Origin of the sequence: Salinivibrio sp. YCSC6 (assembly GCF_004916735.1) — a bacterium.
In the GTDB taxonomy this organism is placed as follows: domain Bacteria; phylum Pseudomonadota; class Gammaproteobacteria; order Enterobacterales; family Vibrionaceae; genus Salinivibrio; species Salinivibrio proteolyticus.
Genome location: NZ_CP039516.1, coordinates 2,887,455 through 2,902,569, shown reverse-complemented (window position 1 = coordinate 2,902,569; position 15,115 = coordinate 2,887,455). Strand labels below are relative to the sequence as shown.

The 15,115-nt window shown below is 52.5% G+C and carries 11 protein-coding genes, 5 tRNA genes, 3 rRNA genes and 1 riboswitch; of the genes, 18 read left to right on the top strand and 1 reads right to left on the bottom strand.

The features are described from left to right. Positions 1-2: 2 nt before the first annotated feature. Together aroE and E8E00_RS13560 are read left to right on the top strand one after the other, a co-directional pair. On the top strand, positions 3-827 hold the full coding sequence (gene aroE / locus E8E00_RS13565) for a shikimate dehydrogenase (RefSeq protein WP_096630352.1): 825 nt from the start codon (positions 3-5) through the stop codon (positions 825-827). Beyond that, positions 824-1,084: a DUF1488 family protein gene (locus tag E8E00_RS13560; RefSeq protein WP_096630355.1), complete on the top strand. Its 261-nt coding sequence runs from the start codon at positions 824-826 to the stop codon at positions 1,082-1,084. Before aroE ends, E8E00_RS13560 begins: the two co-directional genes overlap by 4 nt. Here the strand turns inward: E8E00_RS13560 and E8E00_RS13555 are convergent. Further along, positions 1,081-1,620, bottom strand: coding sequence for a gamma carbonic anhydrase family protein (locus tag E8E00_RS13555; protein WP_096630357.1), 540 nt, complete (start codon positions 1,618-1,620; stop codon positions 1,081-1,083). The genes E8E00_RS13560 and E8E00_RS13555 overlap by 4 nt on opposite strands. 609 nt (positions 1,621-2,229) lie before the next feature. Between E8E00_RS13555 and E8E00_RS13550 the strand changes: the two genes are divergently transcribed. From E8E00_RS13550 to E8E00_RS13475, 16 genes are all read left to right on the top strand, one after another. Continuing rightward, positions 2,230-3,784 (top strand): 16S ribosomal RNA (locus E8E00_RS13550). An 81-nt stretch (positions 3,785-3,865) separates the two neighbouring features. Beyond that, positions 3,866-3,941 (top strand) — tRNA-Glu (locus E8E00_RS13545). Positions 3,942-3,944: 3 nt separating this feature from the next. Continuing rightward, positions 3,945-4,020 (top strand) — tRNA-Lys (locus E8E00_RS13540). 9 nt (positions 4,021-4,029) lie between these two features. After that, positions 4,030-4,105 (top strand) — tRNA-Val (locus tag E8E00_RS13535). Positions 4,106-4,416: 311 nt separating this feature from the next. Continuing rightward, positions 4,417-7,304 (top strand): 23S ribosomal RNA (locus E8E00_RS13530). Between the two features lie 120 nt (positions 7,305-7,424). Then, positions 7,425-7,540, top strand: a 5S ribosomal RNA gene (gene rrf / locus E8E00_RS13525). Together the 16S, 23S and 5S rRNA genes with 5 tRNA genes alongside form the textbook arrangement of a ribosomal RNA operon. A gap of 205 nt (positions 7,541-7,745) precedes the next feature. Further along, positions 7,746-7,822, top strand: a tRNA-Asp gene (locus E8E00_RS13520). A gap of 367 nt (positions 7,823-8,189) precedes the next feature. Continuing rightward, positions 8,190-8,266, top strand: a tRNA-Trp gene (locus E8E00_RS13515). A 456-nt stretch (positions 8,267-8,722) separates the two neighbouring features. Next, entirely contained in the window at positions 8,723-9,103 is a 381-nt protein-coding gene (gene crcB / locus E8E00_RS13510; protein WP_069586806.1) for a fluoride efflux transporter CrcB, read from the top strand. A gap of 56 nt (positions 9,104-9,159) precedes the next feature. Continuing rightward, a riboswitch (TPP riboswitch) is annotated at positions 9,160-9,259 on the top strand. Between the two features lie 93 nt (positions 9,260-9,352). Then, a complete protein-coding gene (gene thiC, locus E8E00_RS13505; RefSeq protein WP_096630359.1) occupies positions 9,353-11,329 on the top strand; it encodes a phosphomethylpyrimidine synthase ThiC in 1,977 nt (658 codons plus the stop codon). Beyond that, positions 11,326-11,994: a thiamine phosphate synthase gene (gene thiE / locus E8E00_RS13500; protein ID WP_096630362.1), complete on the top strand. Its 669-nt coding sequence runs from the start codon at positions 11,326-11,328 to the stop codon at positions 11,992-11,994. The genes thiC and thiE overlap by 4 nt, the downstream gene beginning before the upstream one ends. Further along, entirely contained in the window at positions 11,978-12,745 is a 768-nt protein-coding gene (locus tag E8E00_RS13495) for a HesA/MoeB/ThiF family protein (RefSeq protein WP_069586809.1), read from the top strand. The genes thiE and E8E00_RS13495 overlap by 17 nt, the downstream gene beginning before the upstream one ends. Then, positions 12,726-12,926: a sulfur carrier protein ThiS gene (gene thiS / locus E8E00_RS13490; protein ID WP_096630364.1), complete on the top strand. Its 201-nt coding sequence runs from the start codon at positions 12,726-12,728 to the stop codon at positions 12,924-12,926. Before E8E00_RS13495 ends, thiS begins: the two co-directional genes overlap by 20 nt. 2 nt (positions 12,927-12,928) lie before the next feature. Further along, positions 12,929-13,702, top strand: a complete 774-nt coding sequence (locus E8E00_RS13485; RefSeq protein ID WP_096630367.1) for a thiazole synthase — start codon at positions 12,929-12,931, stop codon at positions 13,700-13,702. Further along, positions 13,702-14,853: a 2-iminoacetate synthase ThiH gene (thiH, locus tag E8E00_RS13480; protein WP_096630369.1), complete on the top strand. Its 1,152-nt coding sequence runs from the start codon at positions 13,702-13,704 to the stop codon at positions 14,851-14,853. The genes E8E00_RS13485 and thiH overlap by 1 nt, the downstream gene beginning before the upstream one ends. Positions 14,854-14,866: 13 nt before the next feature. Next, the gene (locus E8E00_RS13475; protein WP_069361819.1) at positions 14,867-15,097 is read left to right on the top strand and encodes a glutaredoxin family protein; all 231 of its coding nucleotides are present in this window, start codon (positions 14,867-14,869) and stop codon (positions 15,095-15,097) included. The last annotated feature ends 18 nt before the right edge of the window (positions 15,098-15,115 follow it).

Sequence of the window (15,115 nt, the reverse complement as noted above, 5' to 3'; positions counted from 1 at the left end):
GGATGACCGATCGTTATTGCGTGGTAGGCCACCCGATTGGCCACAGTAAGTCGCCGCAGATCCACGCCGCATTTGCGACGCAAACCCAACAAGATATCGACTATCAAGCCATTGAGGCGCCGCTTGAAGGCTTTGTAACCACCATGCAGGCGTTTTTTGCGCAAGGAGGGCGCGGCGCCAATGTGACCGTGCCTTTTAAACAGCAAGCGTATGAATGGGCTGATACACTGACAGAGCGTGCCCGCCGCGCCGGTGCCGTGAATACGCTGGTTAAGCAAAGCGATGATTCCCTACTGGGTGATAATACGGACGGGGCAGGTTTGGTAACTGACTTACACTACCACCATGTGGCACTGCGCGATAAGCGCATTATGGTTGTGGGAGCAGGCGGTGCAGCAAGGGGTGTGTTGCTTCCTTTACTGGAGCAAGAGCCAGCATTGCTGATGATAGTGAATCGCACCGAGCAAAAAGCCCAGCAATTAGCCGCTGCATTTGGTGAGGCCGGACCGATCACCAGTCATGCCGTGGATAAACCCATGGCGGCGCCCGTTGATGTGATCATTAATGCGACCTCGGCGAGCTTACATCAAAGCCATCCCCCTCTCCCGCAAGGAGCGATTGGCCCAGCGACCACTGTCTATGACATGGTGTACCAAGCTGGCTGTACAACCAGCAACCAATGGGCGCAACGCCAAGGAGCAGGGCGATGTTTAGACGGCTTGGGCATGCTGGTGGAACAAGCGGCGGAAAGCTTTGCTATATGGCGTGGCTGTCGGCCGCAAACCGAACGTGTGCGCGAGCAGTTAAGAGAGGCACTTAGTCGATGAATCAATCCCTTATTCTGGCTGCGGACGAAGCGCAGGTCGATACCGCAAAGGCGCGTGTTTGTTTCTACGGCCAACTTAATGGTGCGTTATTAACATGCGCTGTCCGCTTTGCCACCTTATCTGCGCTCGCCGGCTGTGCGGTAGACTCGGATAATGCGCAGGCGATTGTCGAACAGGTTTGGTTTGATATTGAAGAGCAAATGGAAGCGGCCATCGAATCAGAAGCGTTTGAACCCGATGGCAGCTTGGTGATCTAGTGCTCGCAGCGGTAGATGTCTTTAGTGTCGACATAGTTTTGCGCTGAGCGTGTAAAATAGGCGCGCTCTTTATCAGTGAGGGGGCGAACCTGTTTGACCGGTGAGCCAACATACAGGTAGCCGCTCTCTAAGCGTTTCCCGGGCGGGACTAAACTGCCAGCGCCAATTAGCACTTCATCTTCAATCACAGCGTCGTCAAGAATAATCGTCCCCATTCCCACTAGAACTCGGTTGCCAATCCGGCAGCCGTGTAACATGACCTTGTGGCCGATTGTCACTTCTTCGCCAATGATCAGCGGGTAACCTTGTGGGTTTTCGGCATTTTTATGGGTGACATGAAGGACGGAGCCATCTTGCACATTGGTCCGTGCGCCAATCTGGATATGGTTCACGTCACCACGTGCCGCAACCAGCGGCCAAATACTCACATCATCGCCTAGCGTAATATCGCCAGCCAATTCACTGGATTCATCAATATAGACGCGTTCGCCCAGCTGAGGCATCATGCCTTTATAAGCGCGCAACTGTTTTGCCATCACAAATCCCTCTTTATATCGCTATACAATGTCAGATAACGCTGACTTTGGTACCAGTTTTACACCCTAGCGAGCAAAAAAACAGCGAGTGACAGTTTTTTTCTAAAAAACCACTAAAAAGGGGTTGCCAATCTGATCAGCTTCCCTATAATGCGCCTCCATCGACACGGCACACAGGGCAAGCGCTCAGCGGCCATGTCGGGGCAAAAAATCAAATAAAAATAAACGCTTGACGTCAGTTTTTAAATGATTAAGATAGCCCACCTACTTAACGCCGGCAACGCGTTAAGGGAGTCAAAAAGACGTTTTGTTTTCGCCGGTTGGCATCAACAAAAAGATAAAATTTCTTCTTGACTTCATCGGCAAGGCGAGTAATATACGCAGCCCTGACCGAGCGAAGCAACGCTTCGCAAGTCAACGCTCTTTAACAATTTGACCTATGCAATCTGTGTGGGCACTCGTTGAGAATAGACAAAAAGATTTATTCGATGAACTGAGTGACCAAACGACAACTTTTACAGTTGTTCGGCACAGTCAATTCGTTTTTCTCTTCGGAGATAAACAGTAATCAGTATTCATTGAGCTGAAACTTCGGTTTCGAAAAAACTTTAATTGAAGAGTTTGATCATGGCTCAGATTGAACGCTGGCGGCAGGCCTAACACATGCAAGTCGAGCGGAAACGGCAGTATTGAAGCTTCGGTGGATTTACTGGACGTCGAGCGGCGGACGGGTGAGTAACGGCTGGGAACCTGCCCTGACGAGGGGGATAACCGTTGGAAACGACGGCTAATACCGCATAATGTCTACGGACCAAAGGTGGCCTCTACATGTAAGCTATCGCGTCGGGATGGGCCCAGTTAGGATTAGCTAGTTGGTAAGGTAATGGCTTACCAAGGCGACGATCCTTAGCTGGTTTGAGAGGATGATCAGCCACACTGGGACTGAGACACGGCCCAGACTCCTACGGGAGGCAGCAGTGGGGAATATTGCACAATGGGGGAGACCCTGATGCAGCCATGCCGCGTGTGTGAAGAAGGCCTTCGGGTTGTAAAGCACTTTCAGCAGTGAGGAAGGTAGTGTACTTAATACGTGCATTGCTTGACGTTAGCTGCAGAAGAAGCACCGGCTAACTCCGTGCCAGCAGCCGCGGTAATACGGAGGGTGCGAGCGTTAATCGGAATTACTGGGCGTAAAGCGCATGCAGGCGGTTTGTTAAGTCAGATGTGAAAGCCCGGGGCTCAACCTCGGAACCGCATTTGAAACTGGCAGGCTAGAGTCTTGTAGAGGGGGGTAGAATTTCAGGTGTAGCGGTGAAATGCGTAGAGATCTGAAGGAATACCAGTGGCGAAGGCGGCCCCCTGGACAAAGACTGACGCTCAGATGCGAAAGCGTGGGTAGCAAACAGGATTAGATACCCTGGTAGTCCACGCCGTAAACGATGTCTACTTGGAGGCTGAGGTTTAAGACTTTGGCTTTCGGAGCTAACGCATTAAGTAGACCGCCTGGGGAGTACGGCCGCAAGGTTAAAACTCAAATGAATTGACGGGGGCCCGCACAAGCGGTGGAGCATGTGGTTTAATTCGATGCAACGCGAAGAACCTTACCTACTCTTGACATCCAGCGAATCCTTTAGAGATAGAGGAGTGCCTTCGGGAGCGCTGAGACAGGTGCTGCATGGCTGTCGTCAGCTCGTGTTGTGAAATGTTGGGTTAAGTCCCGCAACGAGCGCAACCCTTATCCTTGTTTGCCAGCGAGTAATGTCGGGAACTCCAGGGAGACTGCCGGTGATAAACCGGAGGAAGGTGGGGACGACGTCAAGTCATCATGGCCCTTACGAGTAGGGCTACACACGTGCTACAATGGCAGATACAGAGGGCAGCGAGACAGCGATGTTAAGCGAATCCCTTAAAGTTTGTCGTAGTCCGGATTGGAGTCTGCAACTCGACTCCATGAAGTCGGAATCGCTAGTAATCGCAGATCAGAATGCTGCGGTGAATACGTTCCCGGGCCTTGTACACACCGCCCGTCACACCATGGGAGTGGGCTGCACCAGAAGTAGATAGCTTAACCTTCGGGAGGGCGTTTACCACGGTGTGGTTCATGACTGGGGTGAAGTCGTAACAAGGTAGCCCTAGGGGAACCTGGGGCTGGATCACCTCCTTACTGACGCTATTCTTGCGAGTGTTCACACAGATTGTATAGGTTGAAGTATTAAAGAGGATATGTTCCCAAACATATCGATGCGTCCCATTCGTCTAGAGGCCTAGGACACCGCCCTTTCACGGCGGTAACAGGGGTTCGACTCCCCTATGGGACGCCACTTGGGTTGTTAGCTCAGTTGGTAGAGCAGTTGACTTTTAATCAATTGGTCACAGGTTCGAATCCTGTACAACCCACCACTATATTGTGGGCGATTAGCTCAGTTGGGAGAGCACCTCCCTTACAAGGAGGGGGTCACTGGTTCGAGCCCGGTATCGCCCACCACGCTTTAAAGGTTTTTGCTTAAGAATCTTTAGAACGTGGTTTATTTAGCAATAAACGACATGCTCTTTAACAATCTGGAAAGCTGACAAGTCATTCTTCAAGAATGACAGTAAAGTTCTCAATCAGTGACAGAAATGTCACTCACACAATCAAGTGTGCTTGGGCTTTGTCTTAGTGATAAGCAAAGTCTCTATTTTGAGTCCGGCAAAAACAAAATCTTAATTAGTTGATGATTCAACACTCAGTGGTTTTGCGACGCAGATTTCTTTTTTAGACAATCTCGCCGTAAATAAAACCTCTTGGGGTTGTATGGTTAAGTGACTAAGCGTAGACGGTGGATGCCTTGGCAGTCAGAGGCGATGAAGGACGTATTAACTTGCGATAAGCCCAGATAAGGCAGTAAAAGCCATTTGAGTCTGGGATTTCCGAATGGGGAAACCCACCTGCATAAGCAGGTATCTTAGCGTGAATACATAGCGCTAAGAGGCGAACTCGGGGAACTGAAACATCTAAGTACCCGAAGGAAAAGAAATCAATTGAGATTCCGGCAGTAGCGGCGAGCGAACCCGGAGCAGCCCTTAAGCGGCTTAGGCGTTAGGTGAACAGGTTGGAAAACCTGGCAATAAAGGGTGATAGCCCCGTAACCGACAACGCTTTAGTCGTGAAAACGAGTAGGACGGGACACGTGATATCTTGTCTGAACATGGGGGGACCATCCTCCAAGGCTAAATACTCCTGACTGACCGATAGTGAACCAGTACCGTGAGGGAAAGGCGAAAAGAACCCCTGTGAGGGGAGTGAAATAGAACCTGAAACCGTCTACGTACAAGCAGTGGGAGCCTCCTTTGTGGGGTGACCGCGTACCTTTTGTATAATGGGTCAGCGACTTAATGTTAGTAGCAAGGTTAACCGCATAGGGGAGCCGTAGGGAAACCGAGTCTTAACTGGGCGTGTAGTTGCTAGCATTAGACCCGAAACCGAGTGATCTAGCCATGGGCAGGTTGAAGGTTGAGTAACATCAACTGGAGGACCGAACTCACTAACGTTGAAAAGTTAGGAGATGACCTGTGGCTAGGGGTGAAAGGCCAATCAAACTCGGAGATAGCTGGTTCTCCCCGAAAGCTATTTAGGTAGCGCCTCGGACGAATACTACTGGGGGTAGAGCACTGTTAAGGCTAGGGGGTCATCCCGACTTACCAACCCTTTGCAAACTCCGAATACCAGTAAGTACTATCCGGGAGACACACGGCGGGTGCTAACGTCCGTCGTGGAGAGGGAAACAACCCAGACCGCCAGCTAAGGTCCCAAAGTTATCGCTAAGTGGGAAACGATGTGGGAAGGCTCAGACAGCCAGGATGTTGGCTTAGAAGCAGCCATCATTTAAAGAAAGCGTAATAGCTCACTGGTCGAGTCGGCCTGCGCGGAAGATGTAACGGGGCTAAGCGATACACCGAAGCTGCGGCAATGTCCTTATGGATATTGGGTAGGGGAGCGTTGTGTAAGCTGTTGAAGGTGTGCTGAGAGGCATGCTGGAGGTATCACAAGTGCGAATGCTGACATGAGTAACGATAAAGGGGGTGAAAAACCTCCTCGCCGGAAGACCAAGGGTTCCTGTCCAACGTTAATCGGGGCAGGGTAAGTCGGCCCCTAAGGCGAGGCCGAAAGGCGTAGTCGATGGGAAACGGGTTAATATTCCCGTACTGCTGCTTACTGCGATGGGGGGACGGAGAAGGCTAGGTGGGCCTGGCGATGGTAGTCCAGGTTCAAGTGCGTAGGCTGATTTCTTAGGCAAATCCGGGAAATCAAGGCCGAGACACGATGTCGAGCCACCAAGGTGGTGAAGTCATTGATGCCATGCTTCCGGGAAAAGCCTCTAAGCTTCAGGTAAGTAGCAACCGTACTCCAAACCGACACAGGTGGTCGGGTAGAGAATACCAAGGCGCTTGAGAGAACTCGGGTGAAGGAACTAGGCAAAATGGTACCGTAACTTCGGGAGAAGGTACGCTGCCCGCGGTGAAGTCCCTTGCGGATGGAGCTATGGGCAGTCGCAGATACCAGGTGGCTGCAACTGTTTATTAAAAACACAGCACTGTGCAAAATCGAAAGATGACGTATACGGTGTGACGCCTGCCCGGTGCCGGAAGGTTAATTGATGTGGTTATCGCAAGAGAAGCCATTGATCGAAGCCCCGGTAAACGGCGGCCGTAACTATAACGGTCCTAAGGTAGCGAAATTCCTTGTCGGGTAAGTTCCGACCTGCACGAATGGCGTAATGATGGCCACGCTGTCTCCACCCGAGACTCAGTGAAATTGAAATCGCAGTGAAGATGCTGTGTACCCGCGGCTAGACGGAAAGACCCCGTGAACCTTTACTACAGCTTGGCACTGAACATTGAGCCTACATGTGTAGGATAGGTGGGAGGCTTTGAAGCGGCGACGCCAGTTGCTGTGGAGCCATCCTTGAAATACCACCCTTGTATGTTTGATGTTCTAACTTAGCCCCGTTATCCGGGGTGAGGACAGTGCCTGGTGGGTAGTTTGACTGGGGCGGTCTCCTCCCAAAGAGTAACGGAGGAGCACGAAGGTGGGCTAATCACGGTCGGACATCGTGAGGTTAGTGCAATGGCATAAGCCCGCTTAACTGCGAGAGTGACGGCTCGAGCAGGTACGAAAGTAGGTCATAGTGATCCGGTGGTTCTGAATGGAAGGGCCATCGCTCAACGGATAAAAGGTACTCCGGGGATAACAGGCTGATACCGCCCAAGAGTTCATATCGACGGCGGTGTTTGGCACCTCGATGTCGGCTCATCACATCCTGGGGCTGAAGTCGGTCCCAAGGGTATGGCTGTTCGCCATTTAAAGTGGTACGCGAGCTGGGTTTAGAACGTCGTGAGACAGTTCGGTCCCTATCTGCCGTGGGCGTTGGATGATTGAGGGGAGCTGCTCCTAGTACGAGAGGACCGGAGTGGACGAACCGCTGGTGTTCGGGTTGTGTCGCCAGACGCATTGCCCGGTAGCTAAGTTCGGCACAGATAAGCGCTGAAAGCATCTAAGCGCGAAGCTGGCCCCGAGATGAGTCATCCCTAGAGCTTCGAGCTCTCTAAAGGGTTGTCGTAGACTACGACGTTGATAGGCAGGGTGTGTAAGCGCTGTGAGGCGTTGAGCTAACCTGTACTAATTGCCCGTGAGGCTTAACCATACAACACCCAAGAGGTTTTGGGTTGGACTTGAAATAAGCCAGTTGATTGTGGCGAGAACGAACAGCTTTCTAGGTTGATGGTTTTCACTTTTAAAAAAGTGAAGACAAAACAGAATTTTGCTTGGCGACCATAGCGCTTTGGACCCACCTGACTCCATGCCGAACTCAGTAGTGAAACGAAGCAGCGCCGATGGTAGTGTGGGGTCTCCCCATGTGAGAGTAGGACATCGCCAGGCTTTAATTGCTTATCTTGTTGATAGCTCGATGCTGTTGATATCTGCGATGCTCATGTATTGGCATACACTGCGCGTCTCGATTCAACATCCTCATCGCATCAAATAAGGTAACCTAATTAAAGCAGCTACATGTAAGGCTTTAATTAGACACAATTTAATCATCAAAGCAGATATGCGTAAGACTTTGATGAGACAGAATTGGTGCGGAGTGGTAGTTCAGTTGGTTAGAATACCGGCCTGTCACGCCGGGGGTCGCGGGTTCGAGTCCCGTCCACTCCGCCACTACTTAGAAACCCTGCTAATTTTAGTAGGGTTTTTTTATTATTGGCCAGGTTCGCCCTGCGGGCGAATGAGTCCCGGTTGCCCGCAACCCCGGCCCTCCGCCACTACTTAGAAACCCTGCTAATTTTAGTAGGGTTTTTTTATTATTGGCCAGGTTCGCCCTGCGGGCGAATGAGTCCCGGTTGCCCGCAACCCCGGCCCTCCGCCACTACTTAGAAACCCTAGCTGAAAAGCTGGGGTTTTTTGCATTTAAGCCCCAGTATCATTGTGTTGGGGCGATTTGCTTTATAAATAAGCGATCAAACGTCTGAAGCGTAATTGGTGGTGGTAATTTGTCGCGGGATCGCTACAATAGGCACCTATCTACAGGGGTATAGCTCCAACTGGCAGAGCAGCGGATTCCAAATCCGCGTGTTGGGGGTTCGAATCCCTCTACCCCTGCCAAATACCAAAGCATCGACATCGTCGGTGCTTTTTTTGTATGTGAATCATCAAGCTTCTCGTAACCCGATTAAGGGTAGGTGTGAACATACAAACGACAAAAAAGCGTGTTGGGGGCTGGGTCGCCAGCCCGGTCGAATCCCTCTACCCCTGCCAAACATCAAAGCATCGACATTGTCGGTGCTTTTTTTTGTATGTGAATCATCAAGCTTCTCGTAACCCGATTAAGGGTAGGTGTGAACATACAAACGACAAAAAAGCGTGTTGGGGGCTGGGTCGCCAGCCCGGTCGAATCCCTCTACCCCTGCCAAACATCAAAGCATCGACATTGTCGGTGCTTTTTTTGTATGTGAATCATTAAGCTTCTAGCACTCCTAACTCTCTTCCCTTTTTCTTCCTCCTGTTTCTTGTTCACATGTCGCGGTATGATGACTTTTTACCAATCGAAAGGAGCACCCAGTGGTAAGCATATTGTGGGTAGGACTTGGTGGCGCATTAGGGGCGTCTTCGCGTTTTTTAGTTTCAGAGTGGAGCGTCGCGGTGTTTGGTCGAGGATTCCCTTACGGCACCCTCATGGTTAATGTGCTGGGATCATTAGCAATGGGTGTCTTTTTAGCGGCGATGAGCCAAGAGCTGATTGCCCCAGTGCCTTGGCGTCAACTGATTGCGATTGGCTTTTTGGGCGCGTTCACCACCTTCTCGACCTTTTCAGTGGATACCTTGCTTCTTTTTCAACATGGTGAGACGGTGAAAGCCTTGTTAAACGTGGGTCTCAACCTTGCGTTATGCTTAGGAGCGGCCGCGATGGGGGCTTGGTTGCTAGGACGCATTACTGGGTAGGTAAAAACATGCCATTACGTCGCTTGTTGTTGCGGCGGTGATTTCTTATACTGGCGTTGAACTTGTCGGAGTGCCAATTGGCTGAGACCACGTTAAGTGGGATCCGTTGAACCTGATCTGGTTAGGACCAGCGAAGGGAACAAGAGATGCATCAGATCACAGACCGTACGCGTCTGCCAGTTTGCTCACATCTCAATTCAGCGTTTTCCGGCAAGCATTAATTCCCATAATGAACACCGGAGTAATGCTATGTCGACCCGTAAACAGGCCCGCCTTGAGGCCAAATCTTTTATCGATTCCCTCTCTGCGCAAACCTACCCTAACTCGGAAAAAGTCTATGTCGAGGGATCGCGACCCGATATTCGCGTAGGCATGCGCGAAATCCACCTTTCTCCTACTTTTGTAGGCGGGAGTAAAGATAATCCGCAGTATGAAGCCAATGAATCCATTCGGGTTTATGACACATCAGGGCCTTATACCGACCCACAGAGTGCTATCGATATTTACCAAGGCTTAGCCCCAGTACGCAAAGCCTGGATTGATGAACGTGCCGATACAGAGTTCCTTGATGCAGTGAGCTCAGACTATGCAAAGACTCGCCTTAGTGATGAAACCTTGGATGATCTTCGCTTTAGTGCCTTACCGTCTATCCGTCGGGCGAAACCTAACCAGTGTGTGACCCAACTTCACTACGCACGCCAAGGCATTATCACCCCAGAGATGGAATTTATCGCTATCCGGGAAAATATGGGTCGCCAGCAGTATCGTGAAGAGCAACTAAACCGCCAGCATCCTGGGGAAAGCTTTGGTGCTCACTTGCCATCAAACATCACTCCCGAATTTGTGCGCCAAGAGGTCGCTGAAGGGCGTGCGATTATTCCTGCCAACATTAACCACCCAGAAGCGGAGCCGATGATCATTGGGCGTAACTTTCTGGTGAAAGTGAATGCCAATATTGGTAACTCAGCGGTGAGCTCCTCCATTGAAGAAGAAACCGAAAAGTTGGTGTGGGCGACCCGTTGGGGAGCCGATACGGTGATGGATTTATCGACCGGACGCAATATCCACGAAACTCGCGAGTGGATTTTACGTAATAGCCCAGTCCCGATTGGCACTGTGCCTATGTATCAGGCGCTTGAGAAAGTGAACGGCATTGCCGAAGACCTGACCTGGGAAGTCATGCGCGATACCTTGATAGAGCAAGCCGAGCAAGGGGTCGACTACTTTACCATTCACGCTGGGGTGCGTTTGCACTATGTGCCCATGACCGCCAATCGCGTGACTGGGATTGTCTCGCGCGGTGGATCGATTATCGCCAAATGGTGCTTGGCGCATCATCAAGAAAGTTTCCTGTATACCCATTTTCGCGAAATCTGCGAAATCTGTGCCGCTTACGACGTGTCTTTGTCGTTGGGCGATGGGCTGCGTCCCGGCTCAGTGGCAGACGCGAACGACGAAGCGCAATTCAGTGAGCTACGTACCCTGGGCGAGCTCACCAAGGTGGCATGGGAATACGATGTGCAGGTGATGATTGAAGGCCCTGGCCACGTGCCCATGCATATGATCAAAGAGAACATGGACGAGCAGCTCACCCATTGCCATGAAGCGCCTTTCTATACTCTCGGCCCGCTAACCACCGACATTGCTCCCGGTTACGATCATATTACCTCCGGCATTGGTGCGGCGATGATTGGCTGGTTTGGGTGTGCGATGCTCTGTTATGTCACGCCTAAAGAACATCTGGGTCTGCCCAATAAGGAGGATGTTAAAATTGGGCTTATCACCTACAAGCTTTGCGCGCATGCTGCGGACTTAGCTAAAGGACACCCGGGGGCGCAGGTGCGTGATAACGCCATTTCTAAAGCGCGCTTTGAATTCCGCTGGGAAGACCAGTTCAATCTATCCCTTGATCCGTTCACGGCACGCGCCTATCACGATGAAACACTGCCTCAAGAGTCGGGCAAGGTCGCACATTTTTGCTCGATGTGTGGACCGAAGTTCTGCTCCATGAAAATCAGCCAGGAAGTCCGGGACTACGCCAAAGAAAATGGCTATGCCGCCGCGGGTGAAGCGATTGATGTCACTATGCTGGAAGACCCGTTAGCAGGCATGCAGCAAAAATCGCAAGAGTTTCGAGAAAAGGGCAGTGAGCTCTACCTGCAAAAATCCCATCATTCGTCACCACAAGGCGCTGAGGTAGCGGACAGCGATAAGGTGGAATCATGAGCCTGACCCCGTTTGCGCCTATGTCTGAAGGTATAGGCCCATTATATCCGGTGGTGGACGATGTGGATTTGCTCGAACGCTTGCTTTGCTTGGGGGTGAAAACCGTGCAACTGCGTGTGAAGCAGCCGGGGCATCCTCAATTGGCGGATTGGGTACAGCGCGCGGTGGCATTGGGCCGCGCGCACCATGCGCAGGTGTTTATCAACGATCACTGGCAGCTCGCGCTTGAGGCTGGCGCCTATGGTGTTCATCTGGGGCAGCAAGACTTACAAGAGGCGGATCTTGATCGGCTCGCACGACAAGGCGTGCGCCTTGGCGTATCGACACGCAGTCCCGAACAGCTCGCTGCAGCGGTTGAACTCTCGCCCAGTTATCTCGCCATCGGCCATATTTTTCCCACCACCACCAAACAGCTCGTCGAGCCACCGCAAGGCATTTCAGCGTTAGCGCAGCAGGTGGTGGCTGTGGATGGCCGTTTCCCGACGGTGGCGATTGGCGGTATTGATCTCGACCGAGCCCCTGACGTTTGGCGCACCGGCGTGGACGCCATTGCGGTGGTCCGCGCCGTGACGCAAGCGCCTGATTTAGCGGCGCGCATTGACGCATTTAACCGCTGTCTTAATCCATCAAGACAGCAAGGAGGGCGTGATGCTATCGGACAGTGAATACCTGCGTTATAGCCGGCAAATCATGCTGCCAGAAGTTGGAGAGTGCGGGCAGCAGGCACTGAGCAAGGCGCGCGTGTTAATGGTCGGTGCCGGTGGGCTTGGAACCACCGCGGGCCTCTATCTTGCAGGCGCTGGCGTGGGTCAGTTAGCGATTGCTGACTCGGACCATGTTGAGCTATCTAATTTGGCGCGTCAGGTGGCGTATCGGGATGAGCAAATTGGCACCGATAAAGCCGCAGCGCTAGCCGCTAACTTGGTCGCGCTGAATCCACATTGCCAGTGCCGAGCCATCAATGCCTATCTAGAAGGTGAGCGTCTGGCGCTTGAAGTGGCGATGGCGGATGTGGTTCTTGATTGCAGTGATAATCTCGCTACTCGCCATGCAGTCAATCAAGCCTGTGTAGAGGCTGGTACACCCTTGGTGAGCGCAGCGGCGATCGGTTGGCAAGGCCAGTTATTGGTTTATCAACCGCATAGCGCATGTTATGCGTGCGCCTTCGCAGACGTGACGCTGTCTGAACCCACGCGCTGTTCTGAAGCCGGGGTAATGGGACCTGTGGTCGGTATGATGGCCACCGCGCAAGCGTTGGAAGGAATAAAACTGTTATTAGGGCAAGCGGTCGGTACCAATCGCTTGTCAAGACTGGATGGACAAACCATGACATGGCAGCACTTTTCGCTGCCCGTTCATCCGCACTGTGCGGTTTGTCAGCCAATGCGGGAGGTAAATGATGCGGTTAATCATTAATGACACGCCTACAGAGGTCAATGCCACGACCGTCGCGCAATTAATTGAGGAGATGAAGGTGCCGGCCGAATCGGTCGCTGTCGCGCTAAATCAGACCATTATTGCGCGCGATGCTTGGTCATCCACGTCACTTGCCGCTGGCGATAGCTTGGCGGTCTTTCAAGCGATTGCCGGAGGATAATTATGTTAACCATTGCGGATACGACGTTTTCATCTCGGCTGTTAACCGGCACGGGCAAGTTTGCCAGTCGCAAGGTCATGGCCGAATCACTGGCGGCCAGTGGTACTGAGCTGGTCACCATGGCGCTAAGGCGAGTCGATGTGCATGCCACACAAGACGATATTTTAACCCCGCTGCGCGAGCTCGGTGTGCGCCTGCTGCCCAATACCTCGGGGGCGAAAAATGCGCAAGAAGCGGTGTTTGCCGCGCGTCTTGCTCGAGAAGCATTAGGAACGCCTTGGGTAAAGCTGGAAATTCACCCCGACCCTAAGTATCTGATGCCTGATCCGATTGAAACCCTTCAAGCGGCGAAAACCCTTGTAGATGAGGGGTTTGTGGTGCTGCCATATTGTCATGCCGATCCTGTGCTGTGTAAGCGTTTGGAAGAGGTGGGGTGCGCGGCGGTGATGCCCCTTGGCTCACCGATTGGCTCCAACCAAGGACTGGCCTCAATGGCGTTTCTCGACATCATTATTGAGCAAGCTCGCGTGCCGGTGATCATTGATGCCGGCATTGGTGCACCGTCAGATGCGGCGTTAGCGATGGAGCGCGGTGCTGATGCAGTTTTGGTGAACACCGCCATTGCCACGGCTGGCGATCCGACTGCTATGGGCGCAGCGTTTAAACAAGCGGTTGAAGCAGGACGCTGCGCGTATCGCGCTGGGCTGGCGGGCACACACAATCACGCCCACGCGTCTAGCCCCTTAACTGCGTTTCTTGACGCTAAGGAGGCGTGATGAGCTTTTCTGAGCGGTGGGCGGCACTCGATTGGGATCATCATCGCCTTTTGATTTACAGCAAAACGCGCCAAGATGTTGAGCGGGCGCTGGCTAAATCCTCGCGCAATTTGGACGATTTCGCTGCCCTGATCAGCCCAGCCGCTGAAGCCTATCTTGAGGCCATGGCTCAGCAATCTGCGGCGCTGACGCGGCAGCGTTTTGGCTACACCATGGGGTTTTATATTCCGCTGTATCTCTCCAATTTGTGCGCCAACGTGTGTACCTATTGCGGTTTTTCGATGGAAAACCGAATCAAACGGCGCACGCTGGATGAAGCTGAGATCGCCGCCGAGTGTGAAGCGATCAAAAAAATGGGCTTTGACAGTGTGCTCTTGGTGACCGGTGAGCATGAAACCAAGGTAGGGCTCGAGTATTTTCTCCGCGCCTTACCGGTGGTGAAGCAATACTTTCATCATGTGGCGATGGAGGTGCAGCCGCTGGATACCGACGCGTATCGCGCCTTGGTGGCACAAGGTGTGGATGCGGTGATGGTGTACCAAGAAACCTACCACGCTCCAACCTATGGGGAACACCACAAGCGCGGGAATAAAACCGACTTTCACTACCGGCTGCAAACCCCAGATAGGTTGGCACAAACAGGGGTCGATAAGATCGGTCTCGGCGCCTTGATTGGCCTTGAGGACTGGCGCACCGACAGCTTTTTTACCGCCCAGCATCTGGATTATTTGGAAAAGCAATACTGGCAAAGCCGCTATTCGCTATCTTTTCCGCGCTTACGTCCTTGCGCGGGGGCGTTACAGCCAAAATCGGTGATGACGGATAAGCAGCTGGTTCAGTTGATTTGTGCCTATCGGTTGTGGAATCCGCAGGTCGAGCTGTCGCTATCGACACGAGAGTCCCCCCAATTTCGCGACAATGTGTTGCCCCTTGGGGTCACGAGCCTATCCGCGGCGTCAAAAACCCAACCGGGCGGTTATGCGAACCCTGAGCCACAATTGGAGCAGTTTGCCATCAGTGATGAACGGAGCGCGGCAGAGGTGGCCGCCAGCGTCCGTGCCCTCGGTTTTGAGGTGGTATGGAAAGATTGGGATAACATCTACGATGTGGCGCGTCAGGCGCAAATGGCTTCACAAACGGCAGTGGGTTAGCGACAATGCGGGCATGAAACGTATTACTGTATATGTAGGTCCGCGCTGTCCTCACTGTGAGGCGGCCAAAGCTTACTTGGATAAAAAAGGGCTGCGTTATCGTGTTGTCGATACAGCCACGCCCAAAGGCAAGAAGCTGCTGGCGGCAACTGGCTCGCGGGGTGTCCCGGTGATTTGCATTGGCGATACCACCTTGCGCGGCTTTTCGCCTAAAGCGGTCGAGAAAGCCCTGAAAGGGGAATAAAAAAAGCGTCCAATCGGA

Excerpts from the sequence above, each read along its gene's own strand:
- E8E00_RS13555 (WP_096630357.1), bottom strand. The coding sequence starts at position 1,620 with ATGGCAAAACAGTTGCGCGCTTATAAAGGCATGATGCCTCAGCTGGGC.
- thiS (WP_096630364.1), top strand. The coding sequence starts at position 12,726 with ATGATGCGGTTAATCATTAATGACACGCCTACAGAGGTCAATGCCACG.
- E8E00_RS13485 (WP_096630367.1), top strand. The coding sequence starts at position 12,929 with ATGTTAACCATTGCGGATACGACGTTTTCATCTCGGCTGTTAACCGGC.
- aroE (WP_096630352.1), top strand. The coding sequence starts at position 3 with ATGACCGATCGTTATTGCGTGGTAGGCCACCCGATTGGCCACAGTAAG.
- E8E00_RS13495 (WP_069586809.1), top strand. The coding sequence starts at position 11,978 with ATGCTATCGGACAGTGAATACCTGCGTTATAGCCGGCAAATCATGCTG.
- thiE (WP_096630362.1), top strand. The coding sequence starts at position 11,326 with ATGAGCCTGACCCCGTTTGCGCCTATGTCTGAAGGTATAGGCCCATTA.
- thiC (WP_096630359.1), top strand. The coding sequence starts at position 9,353 with ATGTCGACCCGTAAACAGGCCCGCCTTGAGGCCAAATCTTTTATCGAT.
- E8E00_RS13475 (WP_069361819.1), top strand. The coding sequence starts at position 14,867 with ATGAAACGTATTACTGTATATGTAGGTCCGCGCTGTCCTCACTGTGAG.
- E8E00_RS13560 (WP_096630355.1), top strand. The coding sequence starts at position 824 with ATGAATCAATCCCTTATTCTGGCTGCGGACGAAGCGCAGGTCGATACC.
- thiH (WP_096630369.1), top strand. The coding sequence starts at position 13,702 with ATGAGCTTTTCTGAGCGGTGGGCGGCACTCGATTGGGATCATCATCGC.